Origin of the sequence: Corynebacterium sp. ACRPZ (assembly GCF_022346205.1) — a bacterium.
In the GTDB taxonomy this organism is placed as follows: domain Bacteria; phylum Actinomycetota; class Actinomycetes; order Mycobacteriales; family Mycobacteriaceae; genus Corynebacterium; species Corynebacterium lehmanniae.
This window is the reverse complement of record NZ_JAKRMR010000022.1, coordinates 1-26,975: the sequence shown is the minus strand read 5'-3', so window position 1 is coordinate 26,975 and position 26,975 is coordinate 1. Positions and strand designations below refer to the sequence as shown.

Genomic DNA, 26,975 nt, shown 5'->3' with positions numbered 1-26,975 from the left:
AGGTTCCCACGGGCGACTACACGGTTGTCGTCACTCCGAAGGATGGTTACACCGCGCCTGCTGAGCAGCAGGTGACGGTGGAGAAGGACCGCGACACCAAGCTGGAGAATCTCAATCCGACTCCTAAGCCGTCGCCGACTCCTACGCCGAAGCCGACCACCTCCAAGCCGTCGATGTCTGCGCCGAAGCCGACTACCTCGGCTCCGACGTCGACTGCGAAGCCCGCACCGACGACGACTAAGACGACTACGACGAAGCCGACCACCTCGGCTCCGACGTCGACTGAGAAGCCGGCACCGACGACGAAGCCGGCCACCTCGGCACCGAAGCCGACTGCCGCACCCAAGCCGGAGCCGAAGAAGCCGAGCATCGTCGGCACCATCACGGACCCGGAGGGCAACCCGCTCCCGCCGGTGAAGGATAAGGACGGCAAGCCGCAGCCGCCGACGGTGACCGTCAAGGACCAGGACGGCAACCAGATCGGCGATCCGATCGAGGTGGACGAGAACGGCAACTTCGAGGTGCCGGAGCTGCCGAAGGACGGCGATTACGTGGTAATCGTCGACGCGCCGGACGGCTTCAACGATCCGAAGCCGCAGGTTGTGCCGGTAAAGAAGGGCGAGACCTCCAAGCTGCCGCCGATCGAGGTGACCAAGCCGAACGCTGATCTGGACAAGAATAAGCCGGCTGCGAAGCCGGGCTCTGTCCACGGTTGGTTGGTCGATGAGTCCAACCGTCCTATCACTGGCTCTGACATCAAGCTGGTGAAGAAGGGCGTTACCGACCCGGAGACCGGTGAGACGTTCGATTACGAGGTCCCGATCGAGGTCGACGAGGATGGCTACTTTGTCACCCCGCCGATCGACTTCAAGTACTTCCCGGAGGGTGTCGCCGACTTCGATCTTGAGGTCACCCTGCCTGAGGGCTGGCCGGATGTCGACATCAAGGGTGACAAGATCAACCGCACCGTGACTGTCAAGGAAGGCGAGTCCACCCCGGTTGAGATCAAGGTTGAGGCGCCGAAGACGCAGTCCATCGTCGGCCGCGTCGACGACGGCAACGGCAAGGCTGTGCCGGGGACCACCGTTGTGGTGACCGATCCGCGCGGCAACTCCCGCGTCATCCCGGTCGAGGACGACGGCACCTTCGAGGTTGACGATGTCATTCCGGGTGTCCACGACGTGGAGATCCTGACCCCGGGCCGCGGCAACGACGTGGACCCGATCAAGGTCCCGGTGCGCACTGGCGAGAAGGTCGAACTGCCGGAGATCCACCTGACCACGAACAATTCCCTGAAGCTTGAGAAGCGAGTATGGGGCCGCGATGCTGACAACAACGGCAAGGTCAAGAATGAAGACGGTGAGCTTGTCGACGATGTGATGACCGTCAAGGACGGCGAGGACCTCATCTACGCCCTCATCGTCACCAACGACGGCGACGAGCCGATCAAGGACATCGAGTTCGACGATCCGGAACTGGAAAAGCGCAACATTGAGCTGACCATGCCGGAAGGCTGGACCGCCGAGTCTGAACTGGCACCGGGCGAGTCTAAGGTTTGGAGCGCCAAGATGAAGGCGCCGGAAGACGCGTTCGACTTCAACAACGTCGCAACCGCAAACGGTGTCACCTCCAAGGGTGAGAAGGTCGGCTCCCTGCCGGATTCCGCTTACACCAAGTTCCTGCGTGGTGCCGTGGACAAGAAGGTCAACGCCCGCTTTGCCACGAACAAGGACAAGCCGGTTCAGGCTGCGGCCAACTCGCCGCTGGGCTTCACCTACGAGGTGAAGAACACCGGTTCCACCGCGATGGTTAACGTCAAACTCACCGACATCGTCTACGAGGACGGCATTGACGAGAACGAGTGCAAGCCGGTTAAGGCGTCCGAAAAGACCGAGGACAGCCAGTGCTACGACCTTGATGTCAAGGCACCGGAAGGCTTCACCGGCACGCTGCTGCCGGGCGAGCGTGTGGTCTTCACCGCTGAGCTGCCGGAAGGCCTCAAGCCGGGCGCGAAGCACCACAACGCTGCTGAGGCTCGCGGCGAGCTTCCGGCACGTCCGGGTCGCGGCGGTAGCTATGAGGGCGAACCGGACTACGGCGACGACCCGTCGTCCGTGCTGATCATCTCCCCGAAGGACAACATCAAGGGCAACGCCCACGTTGTGGTCTCCGAGGGTGCGGAGCTCGACTCCAGCGACCTCCGAGTTGTCGCCTGGGTCGATGAAAACGCCAATGGCAAGCAGGACCCGGACGAGAGCCTGAGCGGCCTGAAGCTCACGCTGGTGCCGTCCGACGGCACGCCGTCCTTCGCCGGTAATGCCGATGAGAACGGCAACGTCCTGTTCGAGGGCACGCCGTACGGCAAGTACACGGTGAAGATTGACAGCCCGGGCGAGCTGCGCCTGGTCGACCCGAAGGATCCGGAGAACAACTCCTTCGATCCGGGTGCGGTCCTTGAGTCCAAGGAGTTCGAGGTCAACAAGGACGAGCAGTACATCAACCTCCAGCTGGAGACCCCGCGCACCGCGGGTATCTCTGAAGGTAATGCCGGACAGCCGCAGGGCGAAGAGGAAGACAGCTCCCTGGGCAAGTGCCTGGCCTCTGCCTCCTCCGTGTCCAACCCGGTCGCGTGGCTGGTCCCGCTCGGCCTGCTCGGTGCCGTCATGGGTGGCATCGGCGTGATGTTCGAGGATGAGCTGAACCAGATTTCTGCTCAGGCCAACGCAGCAATCCGTGAGGCAATGCCGAACGTCGATCTTGGTATCGGCTTCCAGCAGCCGGAGTGGGTCACTGAGATCCAGGGTCAGTGGCAGGCGCAGATCGACCAGGTGAACCGTCAGCTGGCACAGATCAACCCGGCAGCCCCGGCTGCTGCGGGCGGCGTCGCTCTGCTGGCTATCGCTGGTTTGCTCACGGGTATCTTCTACGCCGGCTGTGAGGCGGGCTGGTTCGAGCCGAGCGAGGAGGGCAGCTCCGCTGGTAGCTCCTCCAAGGCAGACGCTGAGGGCACTGAAGATGTCGCTGGCTCCAGCACCTCCAGCTCCGAGGGTGGCAGCTCCAAGAAGGATGAGGCTGACTCTGAGACTCAGCCGGAAGAGGCCGCCAACTAAGGTCCCGAGGGCTCTAGTCCATGGCTGAGCTCTCAAACGTGCCCCGGTCTCGTCGATAGGCATCGGCGAGGCCGGGGCGCTGTATATTTACAGGTTTTAAATATTGAGACGACGCGCTGAAACGTATACATTCGTAGGTGCTTTTTGGGCTTTCGCGCGCTTTTTCACATTCGAGAGGTAATAATGGCTTCAAACTCCAAGGTCAACCGCATCGCCGGGCTGTCGCTCGCCGCTGCAGCCGCGGGCACGCTGACGCTCGTGCCCGTTGCGAAGGCGGAAACCACGTCTCCGTCCTCGGAGTCCACCACGTCGAAGGCTCCGGTCGTCTCCACGGAGGACACCAGCTCCGCCGCCCCGGCAACGACGTCGAGTGTGTCGGTTGCGGGGTCCCCGAAGGCGTCGACAAGCAATGTTGCCCCCACGACCAAGGCGGACACCGCGCAGGAGTGGGCTGACATCCTCAAGGGTTTCGCCTCTCTGATTGTCTCCGCGACGGCCGCGGGTTCCGGCACCTCGGGTGTGCAGTACACCTCCGACGACCACACCTACAGCGCCGTGGCCAGCAACCCGACCAACGGCCGCCTCTACGCCGTCTCTGACGAGGGCCACCTGCTGCGCATCCACCCACAGAGCGGCAACCTGAAGGACCTGGGCGAGATCCCGGGCTTCGACGCCGAGGAGATCACTTCCGCCGCCTTTACTAAGGACGGCACGCTCGTGCTTATCGACGGCGAAACCGTCTACACCAAGGACCTCGCCGACGACGAAACCGGTACGAAGAGCACGCCGGAGAACCTCGATTTTGTGAAAAAGCCCGTTGAAGGCGTGCTCGATCTGCCGGAGCTTGCGTGGGCTCCGACAGACAATGACGCCGAGCTGGTCGCGCTTGCCACCGAGGGCGGCAAGGCGACGCGCTACACCCTGAACGTGAAGGACGATAAGGCCACCGCGGACGAAGCTCCTGCCAAGGTTGACGAGAGCGTCAACCTGGACGACGTCGCCGCGTTCGAGTACGCCTACCTGGCCGATGACGCCACCTTCTTCGCCGACGGCGAGGGCAACGCCGTCAAGCTTGAGGACGGCAAGATTGTCGCCATTGAGACGGACCGTACGGAAGAGGACAACTACAAGGCCGTGGCGGGCCTGGAGGTGAAGCCGCAGTCCGCTGCTGGCGAGACCCCGGCAACCGAAGCTGACGCGGCGACCACCACTGCCGCTGCTGCTGACTCCGCGACGGTTACCCCGACCACCACCGCTGAGCCGTCCCCGTCCAAGAAGGCCCCGAGCGTTGGCCAGCGGGACGTTGAGGTCGTCGAACTCGACGTTGAAGTTGTCACTGCGGACGGTCGTTTCGTGGAGGGCGTCAACTTTGTCAGCAAGGACGGCGCCGTCGACGGCAGCACCGACGAGACCGGCAAGGGCAAGGTTTCCCTGAAGCTGAACGATGCCTCGCGCGGTAAGGACACCTTTAACCTGGCCATCGACGTGGCACCGGAAGGCTGGGGCGGCTCCGTGGCCGAGGTTCAGCGCGGCGCCAAGTCCGTGAAGTTCGTCCTCCCGGAGGGCGAGAACGCTTCCGCCGCCACCACCACCGTTGCTGCGCCGAAGGACACGCAGACATCCACGAAGAAGACGGCCGAGTCCAAGGACAACTTCTTCGAGGTGGACGTCCTGGTCAAGACCGCCGACGACAAGCTCGTCGAGGGCGCTGAGTTCAAGAGTGAGGACGGCCGCGTGGTCGGCACCACCGACGCCGACGGCCGCGGCCGGATCGGCATCGACTTGAAGAAGGACTCGCGCGACAGCAACCTCATTCAACTGACCCTGAAGGAAGCTCCCAAGGGCTACAAGAACACCGAGGTGCTCATCCGCCGCGACGAGGACAAGGCCGAGCTTGTGCTTCCGCGCGACCCGAACGCCACCCCGTCGTCCACGCTGAGTAAGCCGGATCAGGTGCTGAAGGTTATCGACCAGGTCCGTCCGGTGGCGTCGTCCTTCCTCGCCCCAGCGGCCGCACTGGCCGGCGCCGGTGGTCTGGCGGGTGCTGGCGGCTCGAAGAGCACCAATTCCACCAAGACCACGTTCGGCGGCACGAAGGTCACCTCCAGCAAGACCACGGGTCGTTCCACGGGCCGCTCCACCAGCGTGACCCCGTCCGCGAAGGTGGTCACCCGCAGCGGCAACTCCACCAATGTGGCGAAGTCGACTTCGACGACGCGTACAACCTCCTCCGACAATGAGCGCGATGGTGATCTCGCGGATACCGGTACCCCGATGCGCGCAATCATCGCGCTCGGTGTGCTGTCCGTGCTCATCGGTGGCGCCTACCTGGTACTGGGGCGCCGTCGCGAGAACCAGTAAGGCCGCGTCGGGCCTAGAACACCTCGACGCGCCCGCCGACGGACTCGATCTGCACCAGCTGCTTCTCCCAGCCGGGGGTGCCCGGGTGCACGCGCATGATCGGGCGCGAGGAGATTTCCACGGGCGAGACGGACTCGCGTCGCGCCCCCTTGCGCGCGGCCATGCGCAGGTGGGCGCGGTGGCCGGACTTGGTCAGCTCTTCAAGTGACTGGCTCTCGCCGGACAGCGAGTCGCGGGCGTCTTGGAGAAGGGTGATGAACTCGTCGAGCACGGGCACCAGCGATTCTGCGTTGGTCTCGCACATGTTGCGAACCAGATCCGGGTCGGTGCTGGCCACACGCGTGGCGCCGCGGAAGGACCCGGCGGACAGGGATTGCGCCAGGGTGCCGCCGTGGTCGCCGACTAAAGCCAGCGCCTCGGCGATGACGTGGGGCAGGTGGGACACGCGGGCGACGGCCTCGTCGTGGCGGTCCACAGACACCGGCACCGCCTCCGCGCCGACCACCGCGGCCAGGCGGCACACCACGGTGAACAGCTCGGCCCACTCGGGGTTGCCGGGGTGCTCGCGGGCGTAATCGAAGGTGACGGCCCACGCGGCGCTTGCGAACAGCCCTTCCTGGGAAGCGGTCCACCCGGAAAACTCTGTGCCGGCCATGGGGTGCCCGCCCACGTAGCGGGACTCCAAGCCGCGCTGGACAACAAGGTCGTAGACGGGCTTTTTCACGCTTACCACGTCGGTGATGCCGCACGACGGCGCGAACTCGGCCACCTGGTCTAGCACGGAGGCCACGGCCCGCATCGGCACCGCCACGACCACCAGCGCGCCGTCGTCCTCGGCGCGGCGAAGCACCTCTTCCACGGAGTCGGACACATCGAAGCCGTCCCTGCGCGCGGCACCTGCGCCGTGCAGCGTGAAGCCGTAGACGCGCTCGCCGCGCGCTTGCAGGTCGCGCATGAGCGATCCGCCAATGAGTCCGAGGCCGACGATGCACACTGGGGGCAGCTGATATGTAGTCACCGCACACAGTCTAATGACACCTCAGCGCCTGCGGACTACGCTTCGACACCATGAGCCAGGATTTCCCGGACGGGTACGCAGTCACCGTCGAGCGCACAGGTGGCGCGTGGCGTGTGCGCGAGTTCGAAGACGATTTTTCGGACCTTTCCACCTCCATCACCGCGGTGCGCAACCTGCGCGCGGAGGGGCCCGCGTTCGCGCTGCTCAACGTGGAGGAGGACTACCTGGTCATCGTGCGCCCGGGCCCGTCGCAGACGCGGGTGCTCATCTCCGATGCGACGATGGCGGTGGACGACGATTTCGCCGCGGACATCCTGGACGAGGCCGGCGCCGAGATCCCGGACATCGACCCGGATGAGCTGGACAATGTGGACGCGTGGGCGGACGGGGACTTCGACATCCTCGCAGATCTCGGCCTGTCAGAAGAGCAGATGAGCATTTTGCTTGACGACGACGCCGACCCGGCCGACCTCGCCCTGGCAATCGCCGACGAGCTCGGCTTCGGCGACGAGTTGGACGACGTGGTTGGGTGAACGCCCCGCTGAGACGCGCTGAAGAGCGCATGCGCGTCGCGCTCGAGACTGCGAAGCGCACCCCCGCCGGCGATGTGCCGGTGGGCGCTGTCGTGTTTGCTGCTGACGGGGAGGTGGTGGGCACGGGCGTGAACCGTCGAGAAGCGAACTGCGACCCCACCGCCCACGCCGAGGTGGAAGCGATCCGCGACGCCGCGCGGACGTTGGGGACGTGGCGGCTGGACGGCTGCGAACTGGTGGTGACGCTGGAGCCGTGCACGATGTGCGCCGGAGCGATTTTGGGCGCGCGGGTGTCCTCGCTGGTCTTTAGCGCGTGGGAGCCGAAGACGGGTGCGGTGGGCAGTGTGCTGGACGCGATCCGGGACCCGCGCCACCTGCACACCCCGGAGGTGCGCGCGGGTGTGCTGGAGGCGGAAGCTGCCAAAATGCTGGCGGAGTTCTTCGAAGGTCTGAGGAGTAATTGAATCGTTACCCAACGCCGCGCCGTTCGGACCTATAGTGGGGCACCTAGCTGATTCCAACGAACAAAGGAGTAAGACAATGGGCATTGAGGACAAGGCAGACCAGCTCAAGGGCGGCGCTAAGGAAGCGCTGGGCAACGTCACCGATAACGAGAAGCTGACCAACGAGGGCAAGGCTGACCAGCTGGTCGGCTCCGCCAAGGAGAAGCTCTCCGACGCAGGCGACGCTATCAAGGACAAGGCCAACGAGGTCGCCGCGAAGGTTGAGGACAAGCGCGACGAGGCTGAGGACGCCGCAGAGCGCTAATTTGGTTATCCGGCAACGCTGCCGTTAATCTGTTCGGCGGTAGCGTGTCCGAGCGGCCGAAGGTACTCGCCTCGAAAGCGAGTGAGGGTAAAACCTCCGCGGGTTCAAATCCCGCCGCTACCGCCAACGCGTCAAGCCCCCGGAAACGGGGGCTTTTCGCATGTCTGGGGCTGCCACTAGGATGGGCCGGGTTACGCTCGCGCGGGCCGCGGGCGGGAAGGAACGGGTCTTTTACGTGGCGAAACTGCTGTACAAACTCGGGCGCTGGTCGTACCTGCACAAGTGGCGGGTGATCGTCGCCTGGCTGCTGCTGCTCGGGGCGACGGCCGCTGGCGCGCTGTCGCTGATGAAGCCGTTCACGGACGAGTTCGCCATCGAGGACACCCCGGCCATCAACGCGCTGGACACCATGGCGGAGAACTTCCCGGACGCGGGCAACGTGGCCACCGCGCCGAGTGTGAACCTGGTCTTCGCCGCGCCGGAGGGGCAGCGGCTGGACACCCCGGAGCACATGGCGGCGATGGATGCCACCGTCGGCTACATCCAGGACCACCTGGGCGTGGAGGGCCAGCGTTTCGGCAACCCGGTGCAGGTCAACGAACAGTTGCAGCGCACCATCGTCGACCAGATGTCTGAGATGGGCATGCCGCCCGAGCGTGCGGAGGCGGACGCGCACAATTTGCGGATGCTTTCCGACGACGCACGTATCGGCTACACCACCTTCGACTTCGATGCCCCGTCGTCGATGTCCGTGGACCAAGCGGACCGCGACGTGGTGACTGAGGCCATGCAGCTGGGCCGCGACGCCGGGCTGCAGGTGGAGGCCGGCGGCGCCGGATTCGGCGACCCGATCGCGGTGAAAACCACCTCCGAGCTGGTTGGCCTGGGCGTGGCGTTTGTTGTGCTGGTGGTCACGTTCGGTTCCCTCGCGGCGTCGGTGATCCCGCTGATCTCCGCCGTGGTGGGCGTGGGCATCGGCGCGCTTTTGGTGATGCTGACCACGCACTGGGTGGAGCTGAACAACGTCACCCCGGTGCTGGCCGTGATGATCGGCCTGGCGGTGGGCATCGACTACGCCCTGTTCATCCTCTCGCGCTTCCGGCAGGAGGTGCGGAACCTGCCGCCGGACAAGGCTGCGGGCATGGCCGTGGGCACCGCCGGGTCCTCGGTGGTCTTCGCCGGCACCACGGTGTTCACGGCCCTGGTGGCGCTGGCCTTGGCGCAGATTGAGTTCCTCACCTGGATGGGCCTGGCGGCCGCAGCCACCGTGGCCATCGCGGTGCTGGTGGCGCTCACGCTCGTGCCGGCGCTGCTCGGCCTGTGGGGCTCGAAGGCGTTCGCCGGCAAGATCCCTGGCCTGGCGGGCAACCCCGGGCCCGGGAAGCGCCCGGGCAAGGACCTGGACGAAAACTCCATGGGCCGGCGCTGGGTCCGCTTCGTGGAAAAGGCCCCCGGCCTGGTCATGGCTGTGGTGGTGCTGGGCCTCGGCGCCCTGAGTATCCCGGTGCTGAACCTGGAGATGGCGCTGCCGTCTGACACCACCTCCAACCTGGACACCACCCAGCGCAAATCCGCCGACCTCATGGCGGAAGGCTTCGGCCCCGGCGTCAACGCCCCGCTGCTTTTGGTGGTGGACGCGCACAGCGTCAACCCGGATTCGGAGATCCTGCAGCCGTACATGGACGCCATCCCGGACGAGGCCGGCGGCGACGCCGAGAAGGCGGCGCTGGCCAGCTTCATCTACACCGTGGGCGAGGTCGGTTCCGTCGGCGGCATCACCCACGCCCAGCTCATCGGCGCCAACGAGGACCTCACCGCCGCGCAGATCCTGGCCACCCCGGACGGCGGGCCCGAGGAGCAGCGCACCCTCGCCGTCGCCCACGGCGTGCGCGACGTGATCGGCCAGGTGGAGGACGCCACCGGGGTAGACGTGGGGCTGACTGGCCTGACCGCGGTGCAGATGGACATCACCGAGGAGCTCGCCGAGGCTATGCCGCTGTACCTGTCCATCGTGGTGGGCCTGGCCATCGTGCTGCTCATGGTGGTGTTCCGCTCCCTCCTCGTGCCCCTGGTGGCCGGGCTCGGCTTCTTGCTCTCTGTCGGCGCCGCGTTCGGCGTGACCGTCCTGGTTTTCCAGGAGGGGCTGTTCGGCCTCGTCAACACCCCGGGCCCGATCCTGTCGTTCTTGCCCATCTTCATGGTCGGCGTGACCTTCGGCCTGGCCATGGACTACCAGGTCTTCCTGGTCACCCGCATCCGTGAGGCATATCTGAAACGTGGGGACGGGGATAAGCTTCGCGCCGTCCACGAATCCACCGTCGAAGGCTTCGCGCAGGGCGCACGCGTGGTCACCGCCGCCGCGATCATCATGATCGCCGTGTTCATCGCCTTCCTTGACCAGCCGCTGCCGTTCATCCAAATCTTCGGCTTCGCCCTCGGCGTCGCCGTGCTTTTCGACGCCTTCTTCATCCGCATGGCCCTCGTCCCCGCCACCATGTACATCCTGGGCCGCTCCACCTGGTGGATGCCCAAGTGGCTCGACCGCCTCCTGCCCGAAGTGGACGTCGAGGGCACCGAACTAGAAAAGGAACATGCATGACCGACGTGACGTTTGAGGCCCGCACCCAGCTCGAGCCCGCGCCGGGCCGCCACGGCCGCACCGGCGTGATCCACACCCCGCACGGTGACATCCAGACCCCGGCGTTCATCCCCGTGGCCACGAAGGCGACGGTGAAGACACTCACGCCGGAGCAGATCCGCCAAACCGGCGCGCAGGCGATCTTGTCCAACGCGTACCACCTCTACCTGCAGCCCGGCCCCGACATCGTGGACGAGGCCGGCGGCGTGGCCGCGTTTGAAAACTGGCACGGGCCCACCTACACCGACTCCGGCGGCTTCCAGGTGATGAGCCTCGGCGTCGGGTTTAAGAAGGTCCTGGCCATGGACGTGGCTGGGCTGACCGATTCCGACATCCGCGCCGCCAACAAGGACCGCATGGCGCGCGTGGACGACGACGGCGTGGACTTCAAATCTGTCATCGACGGCTCGTCGCACCGCTTCACACCCGAGGTGTCCATGCAGATTCAGCACCAGCTCGGCGCCGACATCATGTTCGCTTTCGACGAGCTGACCACGCTCGTGGACACCCGCGCCTACCAGGAGCATTCCGTCGAGCGCACCCGCCGCTGGGCCCGCAGGTGCTTGCTGGAGCATGACCGCTTAACGACGGCACGTTCCGACAAACCCCTCCAATCCCTCTGGGGCGTGGTCCAAGGCGCCCAATACGAGGACCTGCGCCGGCAGGCGGTGCGGGGCCTGCTGGACCTGGACAAGGAGGCCCGCTCCGAGGGCCGCCGGGGCTTCGGCGGCTTCGGCATCGGCGGCGCGCTGGAGAAGGAGAACCTGGGCACCATCGTCGGCTGGGTCACCGACGAGCTGCCCGTTGACATGCCGCGCCACCTTTTGGGCATCTCCGAACCGGACGACATCTTCACCGCCGTCGAGGCCGGCGCCGACACCTTCGACTGCGTGGCGCCGACCCGCCTGGGCCGCCGCGGCGGGGTATACACCCTGGACGGGCGGATGAACCTCGCCGGCGCCCGCTTCAAGCGCGACTTCGCCGGGCTGGACGAGGAGTTCGGCGGCTACGTCTCCGAGAACTACTCCCGCGCGTACATCCACCACCTGCTCAAAGCCAAGGAGTACTTGGCCGGCACGCTTTGCACGATGCACAACCTGGAGTTCATGATCCGGCTCGTGGACAACATCCGCGCCGCCATCGACGCCGGCGACTACGAGGCCTACCGCGACGAGTTCCTCGGCCGCTACTACGCGGGGAAGTAGCAGACACAAAAGCGGGCCCTTCCCTTATCGGGGAGGGCCCGCTTCTGTGTCTGGTTCTTACTTCATTGCGAGGAAGCCTGCGCCGATGCCGATGATGGCTAGGGCTGCGATGACGCCGCCGATGATGGCTGCGATGTTGACGCCGTCGTCGGCCTTCGCGGGTTGTGCGGCCTTGGCGGGCTGGGCCTTGACCTGCTCGACCTTGACCTGCTCGACCTTGACCTGCTCGACCTTGACCTGTGCGTCGGCCTTGTCTGCCTTGTCTGCCTCGTTGGCTTGCGGCTTTTCGGCGGGGACGACGCCGCGTTGGGCTTCAACCTCTTCAGCTTCTTCAGCCTCGTCGACCTCAGCTACTTCTGCTTCGATCTCGGCGGGAACTTCGGGTTCTGCGACCTCGACGGGTGCCGGGGTTTCGATTTCGATGTCTTCTTCGACCTTTTCGGCTTCGACTGGTGCGGTGAAGCGGGCGCCGATGGCGTCGGCGTAGGCGCCAATGCGCGGGTTGTCGAGTACAAGCGCGTCCCAGTCGGCCGGGACCAAGATGCGGCCTGCGTCGGTGGCGGCGAAGTAGGGCTGCTCCGAGTAGTTGAAGTGGCTGAACTGGTCGTTGTAGTTCATCACCGAGTTGTAGCCGGCCTGCATGGGCTCGCCGTCTTTGATGGCGGCGACGTGGGCGGCGGCACCGTAGTGGCGCAGCCCCAGGGTGTGGCCGAACTCGTGGAGGATGGTGTTGCGAAGCTGCTTATCAGTCATGCGGCCGCCGGGGTTAGCGACGTAGAAGGAGTTATCACCCACCAGTGCCAGGCCGGTGGCGTCGTAGCCGTAGTACATCCGGTCGCCGATAACGCCGGGGCGGAAGATGTTTGCGCGGTCGCCGAGCTCGTTGATGGTGTTGATGAGCTTCTCACCGCTGTACGCGTCGTTGTGGAAGTAGGCGGGGGTGTACTCGACGGTTTCGCCGCCAAAGAACTCGACGTAGTTGTCGATGTTGGTGTAGTGGTCACCTGCGTCGATGTGCAGGTTGATGCCGTGGTCGGCAAAGAGGTCGACCAGCTCATCGAGCGATTCGGTGCTGGGTGCGTAGGTGGCGCGGTTAGCCTTCGCGCATGCTGCGGCAGCGACAGTGTCGCAGTTGAGGCTGTCGTATTCCGACGGCATCCAGTTCAGCTGCATGAACAAATCCGGTCTTGTGGGGTCTGCTCCCCAGTCCGGCAGGGGGATTTCTGTGCCGTCGGCGAGGATGACGCCTTCTTCTTCCCAGATGTCCGGCAGGCCGTCACCGTCGGTGTCAATCAGGTCGGTGGTGTTGGTGGTAATGGGTGCGAGTGCAATACCGGCCGGGGCGGCGGTCGCGACGTTGACACCCGAGATGGCGATGGCGGCGGTCAGGGCGGCTGCTGCGGTGTTTCGGATTGCTGCTCGCATGGTTTCTGTCTCCTTGGTGCGGTCCCGGTTTCCCGGGGTGTTTTGGTTTTGTTCTTTGTTACAGCCATGAGTTTATGCACCGGGTATGCGCAGGTAAAACGCTCGGAGAGTGGGAAGAAAAAAGGGCGGATCGTTGAACAAACTTTCTGGATTGTTCAACGTTTGCACCCCGGTTGGCCTGCGGATTGTTCATCAATCCGGGCCTTGCAATCCGGGCTTCCGACGCATTGTTGAACGATCAACCGCCGGGCGGCCGTAGATGGTTCAACAATCCATATTGGTGGCATAATATGCACTCTAAGGTGTAATAGCGCACCGCCTCAGACAATCATGGTTTTACCTGCGCGTTTGGGGAGTGCATACAACTCATCGTCTCTCAGAGTTCCCCCAAAACCGTTAAGAAACTGCCGGTCATGGCCGGATTGTTGAAAGATCCGTGGATTGTTCGACAATCCCGTTCTGCTCGCTACCCCCGTTTTTTACCCCCGCTGCGGTGGCAGGGGAGCGTCGATACGCAAAATGCCCGCAACCACAACGGCTGCGGGCAGAAAAAGCCTGGTTTAAACGGACGCCTCCGCCCGGCGCACCGCCGCGATGGTCGGGTAGGTCACCGGCAGGAGCAGCACCTCCATGGCGGTCTTCCACAGGAAGCCGACCACCACGTAGTTCACGAACGCGCCGGTGGAGTCGATTCCAATCACAGTTGCGGCAATCGAGCAGAACAATAAGGTGTCCGCGAATTCGCCCACGATGGTGGAGCCGATCAGGCGCGCCCACAGGCGGTCGGTGCCTAAGCGGTCCTTCATCTTTTGCAGCACCCACGCGTTGAGCAGTTGCCCCACCACGTAGCCGGTCAGCGAGGCCACCACGATCCGCGGCAGGAGGCCGAGGACGGCGGCGAAGGTGTCGTTCATGTCGTAGAAATCCGCGGCCGGTAGCCAGATCGCAATATAGAAGGACAGGACCGCAATGACGGCGATGGCGAAGCCGGTGAACACGGCGCGGCGGGCCGCTTTGAACCCGTAGACCTCGGCGATCACGTCGCCGATGACATACGAGATGGGGAAGAGGAAGAACGCGCCGTCGGTGATCAGCGGCCCGAGGGCCACGCCTTTTTGGGCGGTGATGTTGGAGATCAAAAACACTGCGCAGAAGAGGGCGAGCAGGTAGGGGTACGGGGAGCGGGAAACGCGAGGTGACATGCGATTTATCATGGCACACATGTCTGACTTTCAAGCTCCCGCCGGCCGCTACGCACCGAGTCCCAGCGGTGATCTGCACTTCGGCAACCTCCGCACCGCGGTGCTGGCGTGGTTGTTCGCGCGCCAGACGGGCCGCAATTTCTACCTGCGGGTGGAAGACATTGATTCGGAGCGCTCGTCCGCGGACTCCGCGCAGCGCCAGATCGAGGACTTGGAAGCGCTGGGGCTCGACTTCGATCCGCCCGTGATCTACCAGCACGATCGCGGCGACGCGTACGCCGATGCGCTGTCCCGCCTGGGCACCTACGAGTGCTACTGCTCCCGCCGCGACATCCGCGAGGCGGCTTCCGCGCCCCACGCGCAGCCCGGCATGTACCCGGGCACCTGCCGCGATCTCACGGAGGAGCAGCGTGCTTATCGACGCTCCGAGCTCCACGCCGAGGGCCGCCTCCCGGCAATCAGGCTGCGGGCGCACGTGCGGGAGTGGACGGTGCACGACTTCTATCAGGGCGAATACACAGGTCCGGTGGACGATGTGATCTTGAAACGTGGCGGGCGCATCGACCAGGCGCAGGCGGGGGACTGGGCGTACAACCTGGCCGTGGTGGTCGACGACGGCTACCAGGGCGTGGACCAGGTGGTGCGCGGAGACGATCTGCTGTTTTCGGCGCCGGCTCAGGCGTACTTAGCCGACCGGCTCGGGCTCACAGTTCCCTCGTATGTTCATGTTCCGCTCGTGGTGGGGCCGGAGGGACGTCGATTGGCAAAGCGCGATGGGGCGGTGACGTTGCGGGAGATGCTGCGCGAAAACAGTGCGGAAGAAGTGGTGGCGCAGATCGCGGAATCGCTCGGCTGCGCGGGCGTTTCGAGCGTCCAGAAGTTACGGGCGGTTTTTGATCCGGCGCAGCTGTCGCGCCGGCCGTGGGTGTGGGCGCGATAGGCTTATTGCCCGAAGCCCTCGCCTTTGCGCCACGTCAGGGTCGCGCCGGGGGAGACGGGCGAGGCCGGGTCCAGGATGTTGTGCACGCGGAGCCACTGCATGTCCACCTGCTCGGGCGTGATGTCCACAACCGTGTAGCCGTGCGTGTCCAGCGCCACGTGGTGCAGGCTGGGGTTCGCCGCGCGCAGGTAGCCGCACGCCGCGCCGAAGATGGGGTGGCCGGCGCGGATCTTCGTCGACTCCGCCACGTTCGGCGCGGTGATGGAGGAGCAGACGATCTCGCAGCCGATCTCTTCGCCGCCGTGGGTGATGGTGTGCGCCCACTCGGAGTGGATGTCGCCGGTGAGGAAGATCGGCTGCTTGCCTAAACGGCCCAGGGCGTTGATCAGGCGGCGGCGCTCGAAGTCGTAGCCGTCCCACTGGTCGCCGTTGAGCGGCAGGTCGTTGAGCTCGGGCAGCGGCGCCTGCGCCGGCACGATGTTCGCGCTGAGCGACTTCGCGACGGGACGCGTGGCCGCGTGGTTGAACGCCGCGCCGAGGTGCAGCGGGGAGAACATCACGGAGTTGCCCAGTGCGTTCCACGTCGCGGTGGAGCGCTCGAGGGTGTCGATGAGCCAGTCGTACTGCTCGGAGCCGAGCATCGTGCGGGCGTCGCCGGTCTGGCGGGCGCCGCCGCGCCAAAACTCCTTGTCGCGGTAGGTGCGCAGGTCCATGATGGTCAGCTCCACCAGGTCGCCGAATCGCAGGGAGCGGTAGATGTGGCCCTCGTCGGACGTTTCGGTCAGGCGCACCGGCATCCATTCGTAGTAGGCGCGCATGGCGGCATCGCGGCGGGTGTGGAAGTCGCCCTCGTCCGCGTTGTGGTTTTCGGCGCCGTCGCGCCAGTTGTTGTTGGCGATTTCGTGGTCGTCCCACACCACCACCCACGGCATGGCGGCGTGGGCGTCGCGCAGGTGCGGGTCGGTGCGGTAGCGGCCGTAGCGGGTGCGGTAGTCCGCCAGGGCGACAATTTCGTGGGCGGGTTGGTGCAGGCGCACGGGCCCGTAGCCGGCGTATTCGTACTGGGCGTATTCGTAGATGTAGTCGCCGAGGAACACGGTCAGGTCCAGCTCGCCCGCCCAGGCGCGGGCGGCCATGTCCTGGTAGGCGGTGAAGAAGCCGGATTCCCAGTTGGCGCAGGAGGCGACGGCCCAGCGCTGCCGGTCCACGTGGCCAGTGGGCGCGGTTTTGGTGCGGCCGAGCGGGGAAGCGGCGCCCTCGTGCGGGCCGTTGGCCACGGTGAACGCGTAGTAGTAGACGGTGTCCGGTTCCAGGCCGGACACGTCGACGTGGATGGTGTGGTCGCGCTCCACGCGGCTTTCGGTCTCGCCTTCGGCGACGACGTCGCGGAGCTGTGCGTCGCGCGCGACCCGCCAGCGCACCCGGGTGTTGGCGCCGCCGCCGGAGCCGGGCATCGCCTGCTCGTCGGGGGTGATGCGCGTCCAGATCACCACCGCGTCCGGCAGCGGGTCGCCGGAGGCCACGCCGTGCACAAACGGCAGGGGTGGCAGCTCCATCTCCACGGGCACCGGCTTCGTGGGCAGCGTGCTCTGTGACTGCGCACTCGGCACCGCCACCGCCGCACCCGCCGCCGACGTCGCCACAGCGGCGGTGCGCAGGAAGTTGCGGCGGGAGACTGTGTGCGGCGAGTTCACGCCCATATCTTGGGCCGTGGATGGCAGTCCCGCGACCCGAGTGGCGCGATTTTGCGGGGATTTCAGCTCGAATTTTCGCGCTGTTTACCCTTTACGCGGATGGGGTCGCGATGTCGCGGTTGCCCAGCCGGGCGTCGATACGCAGAAGGCCCGAGCCGTCATCGCCGACGAGGTTGAGCTGGTCGAGGATCTCACCGACGGTGGCCTCCTCCTCGACCTGCTCGTTGAGGAACCAGTTGAGCAGGGCGCGGGACTCGAGGTCACCGACTTCGTCGGCAAGCCGGGTGATGGTGCGGATCTGCTCGGAGACCTTCCGTTCGTGGGCGAGCGCGGCCTCGAATGCCTGGCGCGGCGTGTTGATCTCCGGCGCGTTGATCTCGATGGTCTTCGGCACGACGCGCTCACCGCGGTCGATGAGGTGCTGGGCGAACTTCAGTGCGTGCTCGCACTCCTCCTTTGCTTGGGCGACGAACCACTGGCACAGGCCCGGGAAGGACAGTGCGTCCATCTCGTTGGCCAGGTGGCGGTAGGTGTAGGCGGCTGCGTACTCTTCGGTGACTTGCTGGTTGATGGCGTCTTTGAGCTGTTGGTCGATCATGGTGCGCAATCGTACGCGAAATTTTGTAGCTAGGTAAGCCTTGCCTAAAAATTTTTAGGAGGAGCCCTATGGCGGTGAGTGGGTGTGTTGCAACGGCATTGATGACAGATCTGTCGTTTAACCCCAATTCCCCCACGCGTATATGCGAAAACCGGCACCCACGCAGGGCACCGGTTTCGGATTTTGCGGAGGATGTGGGATTTGAACCCACGAGGGTCGTGAAACCCGCACGCGTTCCAGGCGTGTGACATAGGCCGCTAGTCGAATCCTCCAGCGACACTCGAAAGCGTCTTGCGATATATTAGACCACCCGGCGCCCAAGGCCAAAACCGCAGCGCATCCGGCTTATGCGTCCTTGGCTTGTTTCTGGAGGGGCAACATGGCTACAGTATCGGGCAGGATCCCACGCGGTGTTATCTTGTGAACTCCCCCAGGGCGGGAACGCAGCAAGGGTCAGCGAGCTCTGGCAGGTGCGTGGGGTCCCCTTTTATTGCGCTGTACGATGTAACCCATGTCTCTTTCGGATCTCGATCCCGCACAGTTCTCCGAGCTGGCCCAGCGCACCCGTCAGCAGTATGACGAGCTCAAGGCCCGCAACCTCAACCTGGACCTCACTCGCGGCAAGCCGTCGAGCGAGCAGCTCGATTTCTCCAACACCCTGCTCTCCCTGCCGGGGGAGGGCGATTACACCGACAACACTGGCGCGGACGTGCGCAACTACGGGGGTCTGACCGGCATCCCCGACATCCGCGAACTGTGGGCCGAGGTGCTGGGTATCGACCCGGACAACCTCATCGCCGGCGATTCTTCCAGCCTGAACATCATGTTCGACTTGATCTCCTGGGCGTATATCTGGGGCACCAACGACTCGCCGCGCCCGTGGAAGGACGAGGAGCGCGTCAAGTGGATCTGCCCGGTGCCGGGCTACGACCGCCACTTCGCCATCACCGAGCACTTCGGTTTCGAGATGGTCCAGGTGCCCATGACCCCGACCGGCCCGGACATGGACGCCGTCGAGGAACTGGTGAAAGACCCGCAGGTCAAGGGCATGTGGACGGTGCCGATTTACGGTAACCCGACGGGGGTGACGTTCGCGCCGGAGGTCGTCGAGAAGCTTGCTGCGATGGAAACCGCGGCGCCCGACTTCCGCATCATCTGGGACAACGCCTACGCCATCCACACGCTTACCGGCGCGCTGCCGGACAACCCCGACGTGATCGCACTGGCGGAAAAGCACGGCAACCCGAACCGCTTCTGGTACATGTCGTCCACCTCCAAGATCACCCTCGCCGGCTCCGGCGTGGCATTCTTCGCCTCCTCGAAGGCGAACCTGGAGTGGTACGCCTCCCACGCCTCCATCCGCGGCATCGGCCCCAACAAGGTCAACCAGCTTGCACATGCGCGTTTGCTTGGCGACGTCCAAGGGTTGCACACGCTCATGAAACAGCACGCCAACTCGCTGGCGCCGAAGTTCGAGGCCGTCGTCGGGATTTTGCAGGACCGCCTCGGCGAGTTTGGGGTGGCCGAGTGGACCGAACCGGAAGGCGGCTACTTCATCTCCCTCGACGTGCTGGACGGCTCCGCCACCCGCGTGTGGGAGCTAGCCAAGGACGCCGGCATCACCCTGACCAAGGCCGGCGCGTCCTTCCCCGGCGGGGTGGACGAGAACGACCAGAACATCCGCCTCGCACCGTCGCTGCCGCCGCTGGATGAGGTGCGCACCGCCATGGACGGCGTAGCCACCTGCGTGCTGCTCGCCTGCGTGGAAGCTGCGGAGGCACAGGCGGACTAGACTTGCCCGCGTGGCTCTGTACAGGAAATACCGCCCCGCAACGTTCGGCGAGGTCATCGGCCAAGAACAGGTGACCCGCCCCCTTTCAACCGCCCTGGACAACGGGCGGATCTCGCACGCTTACCTCTTTTCCGGCCCACGCGGCTGCGGAAAGACGTCCTCGGCACGCATCCTGGCGCGATCCTTAAACTGCGTCGAGGGGCCCACCTCCACGCCGTGCGGCGTGTGCGAATCCTGCGTCGCGCTCGCGCCGGGCGGCAGCGGCAACCTGGACGTGATGGAGCTCGACGCCGCCTCCCACGGCGGCGTCGAGGACATGCGCGAACTGCGCGAGCGCGCCCTGTTCGCGCCGGCGGAGTCGCGCTACCGCGTCTTCATCATCGACGAGGCCCACATGATCACGAAGGAGGGCAACAACGCCCTGCTGAAGATCGTGGAGGAGCCGCCCGCCCACCTGATCTTCATTTTCGCCACCACCGAGCCGGAGAAGATGCTGGGCACCATCCGCTCGCGCACCCACAACTACCCGTTCCGGCTGCTGGCCCCGCAGGCGATGCGCGAGCTGGTGCAGCACGTGGTGGAGGAGGAAGGCGTCCACGTCGACGAGAACGTCTACCCGCTGGTCATCCGCGCCGGCGGCGGCTCGCCGCGCGACACCCTGTCCATTCTGGACCAGATGCTCTCCGGCGCCGGCGAGGACGGCCTGACCTACGAGCTCGCGCTGCCGCTGCTCGGCGTGACGGACCTGACGCTTCTCGACGCCGCCGTCGACGCCCTTGCCGACCGCGACGCTAGCGCGATGTACCGCACCATCGACCAGGTCATCGAATCCGGCCACGAGCCCCGTCGCTTCGCCCTCGACCTGCTCGACCGCATGCGCGACCTGCTGCTGATCCGCACCGTCCCGGACGCCTTCGGGCAAGGGCTTGTCGACGCACCTTCGGACCGCGCCGACATCCTCACCCAAGAAGCCCACCAGTTCTTCCCGCAGCACCTGGCGTTGTTGGCGTCCGAGGTCAACGACCGCATCGCGAGCCTGCGCGGCGCGACCTCGCCCCGCCTGCTGCTGGAAATCATGGCCGCGCACCTGCTCACGCTGCAGCCGGGCGGCGGGGCCGCCCTGCCCACCCCGGCCGCCGGTGCTGGCGCTGCGCCTTCCCCGCAGCAGCCCCAGCCCACGCCTTCATCTGCGCCGTCACCGCAGCAGCCCCAGACGTCGCAACAACCCAGCTCTGCTCCCGCGGGTGGTGGCGCGGCCGCGGCGGCCGCCGCAGCAGCCGCAGCCGCGAGCTCGCGCAACCGCCAGCAGGAGGCGCCTGCGCAGCCCGAGCCCAAGCCGCAACCCGCGCAACCGGAGCCGCAGCCGGCAGAACCCCAGCAGCCTGAACCCAAGCCTGAGCCCCAGCCGGATACGGACGAGCTGTTCGAGCGCATCGACAAGGACTGGACGCGGCTGCGTCAGTCCGTCGGCGAGCGCAACAAGGTCGCCGAGATCATGCTCACCGAGGCGAAACCGCTCGGCTTCGACGGCGACGTCCTCGTGGTCGGCCACCACACCGGCGCGCTGGCCGAGCGCATCAACGCCGAGAAGAACAACACGGACATCGCCACCGTGCTCTCCGAGAAGCTCGGGGCGAAGATCCAGGTCCGCTGCGTCATCGGCACCGACCCGTCCACCGCGAACCTGCGCCGCCCCGCCAAGCGCGAGGTGTGGAACCCGGGCGCTGAAACCAGCAGCGAGGACGGCTCGAGTTCCGACAGCGCCGAATCGGACGACCCTGCGCCTGCCAGCGGCTGGGACGCGCCCGCCCAGATCGGCGGACCCGCCCCGTCGCAACCCGCCCCGTCGCAACCACAGGCACAGCAGCAGCCGCAGCAGCAAGCCCCGGCGCAGCCAACGCCCGCCAAGCGCGAGGACGACTGGCGCAGCGCCGCCCTTGCCGCCAGCCAGAAGGCCGCCGAGAAAGCCAAGCGCGAACGCGACGAAATTCCGCCGCCGCCCGAGCCGTATGACTATGACGAGGGGGAGCCGGAGGCGTCGATAGGCAATGTGCCCGAATACACCCGCGAGGACGAAGAACGCGACATGGCTGACCAGGCGCGCGACGAAGCCGGCACCGCCGACCGCCGCGACGCCACCGAAGTCGCGATGGACCTGCTCGCCGCCGAGCTCGGCGCGAAGCCGTTGTAGACTGGCGCGAGAACTATTAGCGAACGAAAGGGGACAACCATGACCCAGCCGCAAGACATGCAGGAACTCATCCGCCAGGCCGCCGAGGTGCAGGCCGCCCTCCAGCAGGCGCAGATGGAGCTGCTGCAGACCGAGGTCACCGGCACCGCCGGCGGCGAACTCGTCACCGTCACCATGACCGGCGGCGCCGAGATCACCGACATCAAGATCAAGCCGGAAGCCGTCGACGCCGACGACATCGAGTCGCTGCAGGACCTCATCCTCGCCGCGTACCGCGACGCGCACAACCAGGCCGGCAAGCTCGCCGAGGAGAAGATCGCCCCGCTGACCGGCGGCGCGGTGGGCGGCGGCGCCCCGCAGGGTGGCGCACCGCAGGCAGGCCCGGGCGAGATCCCGTTCGGCGGCATCATCTAACTCCCGCTCTACGCGTCCGGCCCTTTGCGCGGTCGGGCGCGTTTTCTTATGTGAAAGGACGCCGTGTTCGAAGGACCACTGCAGGACCTTATCGACGAGCTATCGCGCCTCCCCGGCGTCGGACCGAAGTCCGCGCAGCGGATCGCGTTTCACCTGTTGAAGGAGGAGCCGGAGGACGTCGATAGGCTGCGCGCCGCATTGGCCGCCGTGCGCGACGGGGTGACGTTCTGCCGCATCTGCAATAACGTCTCGCGCGAGGACGTGTGCCGCATCTGCGCCGACTCGGGGCGCGACAAGGCGCTCGTGTGCGTGGTGGAAGACGCGAAAGACATCCAGGTCATCGAGCGCACCGGCGAATACTCGGGCCGGTACCACGTGCTTGGCGGGGCGCTGGACCCGCTGGCCAACGTCGGGCCGAAGGATCTGGCGATCGCGCCGCTGTTGCAGCGCATCGGCGGGGTGCTGCCGGATCTGGAGGGCGCCGAGGCGCCGGCGGTGTCCGAGGTCATCCTGGCCACCGACCCCGACACCGAGGGCGAGGCGACCGCGTCGTACCTGGTGCGGCTTTTGAAGGATTTTCCGGACTTGACCATCTCCCGTTTGGCGTCCGGCATGCCGCTGGGTGGGGACTTGGAATTTGTCGACGAGCTCACGCTCTCCCGGGCCCTGACCGGCAGACTGCGGTTGTAGCGCCGCGGTTCCCGGGTGGGGGCGGCTGTGGACAACGTTGGGGCTGGTGTGGTGAGTTATCCACAGATTTCGGTTCGGGGGTTGTGTGGGGTTGCGTTGTGTTTAGTGTTCGTGGCATGAACCCGTTCGACGCATTCATTCAGGCGATGGCCGCTGCATCCATGGAGACGCTGCGGCACTTCGACCTGTCTGTTGCGCTGGGCGCCGGGATGGCACCGGATCGGGCACGCGCGTGGGACGCAATGCAAAAGGTGTACTACGGGCCGACCAAGTTCACCCGCAAGCAAGCTGTGGCAGTACAGAAGGCCCGCGGGTTTTCCCTGGACGAGCTGGCGCTGATTGAACGCCGCGTCGGCGGCGTGAAAGACGCCGGCGAGCGGTGGCGGCTTCGCCTGGCCTTGTTGGATGTCACCGGCGGGTACCGCGCGATCGAGCGCGCCGCCCGCGAACTGGTGCCCCGCGCGGATAACGCTCCGAAGAAGAAACAGGTCGCGTTCTCCGCGCCGAAGAACGGCCGAGCACGCATCACCATCGACACCACCGACCGCAAAGCCGCAGACCTCGAGCACCGCCTGCGCCAAGGCATCGACGCCACACAGCCGGCCGCACCCCAGATGGAGGAGGCGTTCTGGCGCATCGTCGAAGGCAAAACCGGCGGGGTCGTCGCCGCGGCACCGCGCCCGATCGTGCTGGTGCCGATCACCGAGCACGCCCGCATCATGGCCGGCGACGGTGACGACGTCATCCTCACCTTGACTGACGGCACCACCATGACCGGGGCGGAGTACATGCAGCAAGAGTTCGGCGACACCTTGGAGGTTGCCGCCTTCCACCCGGAGGAAGGGGCGGTGAACCTGTACGACACCGAGCGCTTCGCCAACCAGAAGCAGCGCGACATGGCCTGCATGGTCTCACCCGTGTGCGCGTTCCCCGGCTGCCGCCACGGGGCGTACGGTGCGGAGATCCACCATGTGGATGCGTGGAAGCACGGCGGCTACACCAACATGGACAACCTCGTGCCGCTGTGTAAGTACCACAACCGCATCAACGACGACGACCCCTGGCGCAAATCCCGCGGACGCATCGCCATGATCAGAGGCGCACCCTGGTGGATCTCACCCCGCGGATACCACCTGAGAAACACAGACCGCGGAGCACTCGACCAACTCTTCGGACCACGAAGTACACCCCTGCACTGACAACGCGAAACGCCGCCGCCCAATCGGACGACGGCGCTCACGCATGCGGTTTTTAGCGCAGGCGCTCCTCGCGCAGCTTGGTTACCGCGTCGAGCTCAAGCGGCTCCAGCTCCGCCAGCGGGATGTCCAGGGCGCGGGCGATGAGCAGGTCCGCCAGCTGCGGGTTCCGGGCGAGTGCCGGGCCGTGCATGTAGGTGGCGATCACGCTGCCCTGCACGACGCCGTCGACCTTTTCTTCGCCGTCGGCGCCGTTGCCCACGCCGCGGGTCACGCGCCCCAGCGCCGACGCGTCCGGGCCGAGCACTGTTGCGCCCATGTGGTTTTCGAAGCCGGTCAACGGCTCGGAAAGCTCGGCGGTGATGCCGGCGCGGGTGGGCTCGGAGGCGAGTTCGCCGGTGGCGCGGCGGGTCAGCGGGGCGGTGGTGACGTCGAGAAGCCCGACGCCCTCGACCTCGTTGCCGTGGGCGCGGAAGGTATGGCCGAGCACCTGCAGCCCGGCGCACACGGCGAAGATGGGCCGGCCGTCGGCGGCCGCGGCCTGCAGCCCGGGGGATGCGCTCAGCCGCGCCGCGGCGAGCAGCTGGGCGGAGTCTTCGCCGCCGCCGAGGGTGTAGAGATCGTGGGAGGGCGGGACGTCGTCGTGAAGCATGATGCGCTCGATGGACGCGTCGATGCCGCGGCGGCGCGCACGCTCGCGCAGAACGAGCGCGTTGCCGTCGTCGCCGTAGGTGCCCAGCACGTCGGGCAGGACGAGGCCGATGGTGAGTTTAGGCACGGTAGTCCTCCTCCTTGGTCAGCGCGCGGCGCAGGTTGAGTAGCGCGGTGTAGTTGGCCAGCACCTCGACGCGCCCGGGCGGGCAGGCGCGGATGGCGGCGATGGGGTCGTGGACAGTGTCGTGGCCGATGCCGCCGTAGGTCAGGCGCACGGCGAGGTCGGTGGCGCGCTCGCCGGCGGCGACAACGTGGGTGTCGCCGAAGTCCTCGAATTTCACGTCCCACAGCCAGGAGACGTCCTCGCCGTCGCCTTGTTGGGCGTTGACGGCGATGACCACGCCGTCGGCATCGCGGTCGACCATGGACAGCGCCTCTTGCCAGCCGGCGGGGTTTTTGGCCAGGAGGAGGTGGACGTCGTGGTCGCCGAGGTGGACGGTGGTGTAGCGGCCGGCGACGTTGTCCACGTCGGCGGCGGCGCGCACGGCGGCGTCGAGGGGGACGTCGAACGCTTCGACAGCGGCAGCGATGGCTTGGGCGGCGTTGCCCCGGTTGGCGCGGCCGGGGAGTTTGAGCTCAAGCTTCGCGACGCCCTCCGGTCCCACCAACGTTTCCCCCTCAACCCGGTACTTGGGGGTGGGGCGGCGGAATTCGCGGCCGTCGGGGAGCGGTTCAACGGCGTACCAGTCGTCGTCCTCGCGCACGACGTGCCCGCCGGAGCGGGGGTTGGTCACGGAGTCGCCGGTCCAGCCGGCGCCGGCGGATACCCAGACGACGTTGGGGTGGTCGTAGGCGATGGAGGTGATCAGGACGTCGTCGCAGTTGGCGACGACGGTGGCGTCCGGGTGGGCCATGACGGCTGTGCGGAGGGCGCGTTCGATGGAGTTGATTTCGCCGACGCGGTCGAGCTGGTCGCGGGTGAGGTTGAGCAGCACGAACGCTGCCGGCTGCAGGCGCTCGGCGACTTTGGGCACGTGCAGCTCGTCGCATTCTAAGACGATCGCGTCGGCGTCTTTGCCGGCGAGGAGGGCGGAGATGATGCCGGCGTCCATGTTGTCGCCGCCGTCGTTGGTGGCCACTTTGTGCTTGGCGCCGACGGCTCCGGCGAGCATGCGGGTGGTGGTGGATTTGCCGTTGGTGCCGGTGACCAGGACGGTGGGGCGGCCGCCGCCGAGGGAGGCCATGATGTTCGGGTCGATCGCCGCGGCGACGAGGCCGCCGATCATGCCGCCGGCACCGCGGCCGGTGGCCCGCGAGGCGGCCGTGGCCAGGTTGGCGGCGGTGGCGGCTACCGCGGTGCGGAAGCGGGAGATGGGTCCTTGCATGCGGACAAGGCTACTCCGCGGATTCCATCTGTCCGACTAGCCGGGCGAATTCGTCGCCGGAGACGATGGGGATGTCTTTGCGGTGCGCGTGCATGGCTTTGCCTCGCAGGTCGGCGCCGCGTTGAATGGCGTCGGTGACGGTGACGGACGTTTCGCGGGTGACTTTTTCGCGGTAGGTCAGGCCGGCGCGCACGCCGGCGTCGATGAGCTCGTCGGGGTTGAGGGCGATGTCGTCGGAGACGACGAATTCCATGCCGCGCAGAAGCCCGCCTTTGCCGAGGTGACCGGGGTTCGCGCTGACTGCGGGGGCTTTTTCCGCATCTACGCGTATCGACGAGCGCTGCAACCCGAACGCGTCCGGCGCCAGGTCCTCGGGGTTGAGCTCGACCAGCCCGCCGGGGGCGATCTGCAGGTACATGGCGACGAGTTTCAGGGTTTGGCCGCGCGAGAAGTCGGCTTCGGCCTCGCCGATGCGCTCGGTGGAGGCGGTCGGCGGGGTAGACGCCACGCCGACGAGGTTGGCTACGGCGTTGATGCGGGTGTCCACCGGGATGTGGCCCTGCCTGCGCGCACTAGCCAAAAGGTCCACGATCGCAGTTGGCTTAGGGACGTGGCCGACCCTCTGGCGGCGCCTGTTGCCGCGGCCGCGGCGCGAACGGTTCGCCCGGGCCGCGGCGTTCATGGCTCGGCGCGCCTCGGAGACGAGGAAACCCCAGGTGGTGGGGGAGTCGTGGGTGACGAGCACGCGGCCGTCGAGAAGCTTGTCCAGCGTGCGCAAAAAGCGCGAGAACCGCGGGGCTTGGGCGAAGTCGTGCGGGGTCAGGCCGTGGGTGTGGGCGGGGCCGGGGTCGGTGCCGGGGTTGACCACGGCGTGGAACTCCTCGCCCACGCGCCCGGCGGCGTCGAACGTGACCGCGTCGATGGTGAGCAGACGCCCTGTCGACGGGTGAATCCCCGTGGCCTGGGTAAACAGCGCCACGTAGGGGTAGTCGTTCTCAGTCATCGTTCCAACGTAGCTTACGGCTCGGCCACCTCGTACAGCGGCTGATCCAGCCTGGTGTTGGAGCGCACCTTCAGCCCGCCGATGTTGTACTCGTACGGCTGCTGCTGCGGCGCGGGATCCGGGGCAGGCGCAGGCGCGGGAGCCGGTGCTGTCTCTTA

Annotated in this window: 21 protein-coding genes, 2 tRNA genes and 1 other RNA gene; 15 read left to right on the top strand and 9 right to left on the bottom strand. The window is 66.3% G+C overall.

Features of this window, described 5'->3' with window-relative positions:
- Together MHX64_RS11480 and MHX64_RS11475 are read left to right on the top strand one after the other, a co-directional pair.
- On the top strand, positions 1-3,110 hold a 3,110-nt coding region (locus tag MHX64_RS11480; protein WP_304504354.1), incomplete at its 5' end, for an SdrD B-like domain-containing protein.
- Between the two features lie 183 nt (positions 3,111-3,293).
- Positions 3,294-5,471, top strand: coding sequence for an LPXTG cell wall anchor domain-containing protein (locus MHX64_RS11475; RefSeq protein WP_239357545.1), 2,178 nt, complete (start codon positions 3,294-3,296; stop codon positions 5,469-5,471).
- A 13-nt stretch (positions 5,472-5,484) separates the two neighbouring features.
- Here the strand turns inward: MHX64_RS11475 and MHX64_RS11470 are convergent, their stop codons facing one another.
- A complete protein-coding gene (locus tag MHX64_RS11470; RefSeq protein WP_239357546.1) occupies positions 5,485-6,489 on the bottom strand; it encodes a prephenate dehydrogenase in 1,005 nt (334 codons plus the stop codon).
- Positions 6,490-6,539: 50 nt separating this feature from the next.
- Here MHX64_RS11470 and MHX64_RS11465 point away from each other — a divergent pair, with 50 nt between their 5' ends.
- From MHX64_RS11465 to tgt, 6 genes are all read left to right on the top strand, one after another.
- Entirely contained in the window at positions 6,540-7,022 is a 483-nt protein-coding gene (locus MHX64_RS11465; protein WP_239357547.1) for a tRNA adenosine deaminase-associated protein, read from the top strand.
- 29 nt (positions 7,023-7,051) lie between these two features.
- Positions 7,052-7,486, top strand: a complete 435-nt coding sequence (locus MHX64_RS11460; RefSeq protein WP_239357548.1) for a nucleoside deaminase — start codon at positions 7,052-7,054, stop codon at positions 7,484-7,486.
- A gap of 76 nt (positions 7,487-7,562) precedes the next feature.
- The gene (locus MHX64_RS11455; RefSeq protein ID WP_194560023.1) at positions 7,563-7,790 is read left to right on the top strand and encodes a CsbD family protein; all 228 of its coding nucleotides are present in this window, start codon (positions 7,563-7,565) and stop codon (positions 7,788-7,790) included.
- 38 nt (positions 7,791-7,828) lie between these two features.
- Positions 7,829-7,916, top strand: a tRNA-Ser gene (locus MHX64_RS11450).
- A gap of 109 nt (positions 7,917-8,025) precedes the next feature.
- The gene (locus tag MHX64_RS11445) at positions 8,026-10,389 is read left to right on the top strand and encodes an MMPL family transporter (protein WP_239357550.1); all 2,364 of its coding nucleotides are present in this window, start codon (positions 8,026-8,028) and stop codon (positions 10,387-10,389) included.
- Complete coding sequence (gene tgt / locus MHX64_RS11440; protein ID WP_239357551.1) at positions 10,386-11,633, top strand: tRNA guanosine(34) transglycosylase Tgt; 1,248 nt, start codon at positions 10,386-10,388, stop codon at positions 11,631-11,633. Before MHX64_RS11445 ends, tgt begins: the two co-directional genes overlap by 4 nt.
- Positions 11,634-11,690: 57 nt before the next feature.
- Here the strand turns inward: tgt and MHX64_RS11435 are convergent, their stop codons facing one another.
- Entirely contained in the window at positions 11,691-13,058 is a 1,368-nt protein-coding gene (locus MHX64_RS11435; protein WP_239357552.1) for a hypothetical protein, read from the bottom strand.
- Between the two features lie 560 nt (positions 13,059-13,618).
- Entirely contained in the window at positions 13,619-14,260 is a 642-nt protein-coding gene (locus tag MHX64_RS11430) for a queuosine precursor transporter (RefSeq protein ID WP_239357553.1), read from the bottom strand.
- Positions 14,261-14,279: 19 nt separating this feature from the next.
- Between MHX64_RS11430 and gluQRS the strand changes: the two genes are divergently transcribed.
- The gene (gene gluQRS / locus MHX64_RS11425; protein WP_239357554.1) at positions 14,280-15,200 is read left to right on the top strand and encodes a tRNA glutamyl-Q(34) synthetase GluQRS; all 921 of its coding nucleotides are present in this window, start codon (positions 14,280-14,282) and stop codon (positions 15,198-15,200) included.
- Positions 15,201-15,202: 2 nt separating this feature from the next.
- Here gluQRS and MHX64_RS11420 read toward each other — a convergent pair whose 3' ends face one another.
- From MHX64_RS11420 to MHX64_RS11410, 3 genes are all read right to left on the bottom strand, one after another.
- Complete coding sequence (locus tag MHX64_RS11420) at positions 15,203-16,900, bottom strand: alkaline phosphatase (protein ID WP_239357555.1); 1,698 nt, start codon at positions 16,898-16,900, stop codon at positions 15,203-15,205.
- Positions 16,901-16,985: 85 nt separating this feature from the next.
- Positions 16,986-17,489 (bottom strand): ferritin, encoded by a 504-nt coding sequence (locus MHX64_RS11415; RefSeq protein ID WP_181889678.1) that lies wholly within the window; start codon positions 17,487-17,489, stop codon positions 16,986-16,988.
- A gap of 189 nt (positions 17,490-17,678) precedes the next feature.
- Positions 17,679-17,764, bottom strand: a tRNA-Ser gene (locus tag MHX64_RS11410).
- 122 nt (positions 17,765-17,886) lie between these two features.
- Here MHX64_RS11410 and ffs point away from each other — a divergent pair.
- From ffs to MHX64_RS11380, 6 genes are all read left to right on the top strand, one after another.
- Positions 17,887-17,984, top strand: an RNA gene (gene ffs / locus MHX64_RS11405) — signal recognition particle sRNA small type.
- A 19-nt stretch (positions 17,985-18,003) separates the two neighbouring features.
- Positions 18,004-19,284 carry an aminotransferase class I/II-fold pyridoxal phosphate-dependent enzyme gene (locus tag MHX64_RS11400; protein ID WP_239357557.1) on the top strand — a complete coding sequence of 427 codons (1,281 nt, stop codon included), beginning with the start codon at positions 18,004-18,006 and terminating at the stop codon, positions 19,282-19,284.
- 10 nt (positions 19,285-19,294) lie between these two features.
- Positions 19,295-21,475, top strand: a complete 2,181-nt coding sequence (locus tag MHX64_RS11395; protein WP_239357560.1) for a DNA polymerase III subunit gamma and tau — start codon at positions 19,295-19,297, stop codon at positions 21,473-21,475.
- Between the two features lie 39 nt (positions 21,476-21,514).
- Positions 21,515-21,889, top strand: a complete 375-nt coding sequence (locus tag MHX64_RS11390) for a YbaB/EbfC family nucleoid-associated protein (protein WP_239357562.1) — start codon at positions 21,515-21,517, stop codon at positions 21,887-21,889.
- 63 nt (positions 21,890-21,952) lie between these two features.
- Positions 21,953-22,579: a recombination mediator RecR gene (recR, locus tag MHX64_RS11385; RefSeq protein ID WP_070845387.1), complete on the top strand. Its 627-nt coding sequence runs from the start codon at positions 21,953-21,955 to the stop codon at positions 22,577-22,579.
- 116 nt (positions 22,580-22,695) lie between these two features.
- Positions 22,696-23,778 (top strand): HNH endonuclease signature motif containing protein, encoded by a 1,083-nt coding sequence (locus MHX64_RS11380; protein WP_239357565.1) that lies wholly within the window; start codon positions 22,696-22,698, stop codon positions 23,776-23,778.
- A 52-nt stretch (positions 23,779-23,830) separates the two neighbouring features.
- Here MHX64_RS11380 and MHX64_RS11375 read toward each other — a convergent pair whose 3' ends face one another.
- Genes MHX64_RS11375 through MHX64_RS11365 form a run of 3 tightly spaced genes read right to left on the bottom strand, consistent with a single transcriptional unit; the run spans position 23,831 to position 26,817 of the window.
- Positions 23,831-24,553 (bottom strand): glutamine amidotransferase, encoded by a 723-nt coding sequence (locus MHX64_RS11375; protein ID WP_181889534.1) that lies wholly within the window; start codon positions 24,551-24,553, stop codon positions 23,831-23,833.
- Positions 24,546-25,814 (bottom strand): MurT ligase domain-containing protein, encoded by a 1,269-nt coding sequence (locus tag MHX64_RS11370; RefSeq protein ID WP_239357566.1) that lies wholly within the window; start codon positions 25,812-25,814, stop codon positions 24,546-24,548. The genes MHX64_RS11375 and MHX64_RS11370 overlap by 8 nt, the downstream gene beginning before the upstream one ends.
- Before the next feature lie 10 nt (positions 25,815-25,824).
- The gene (locus MHX64_RS11365) at positions 25,825-26,817 is read right to left on the bottom strand and encodes an exonuclease domain-containing protein (RefSeq protein WP_239357567.1); all 993 of its coding nucleotides are present in this window, start codon (positions 26,815-26,817) and stop codon (positions 25,825-25,827) included.
- Positions 26,818-26,975: the final 158 nt, after the last annotated feature.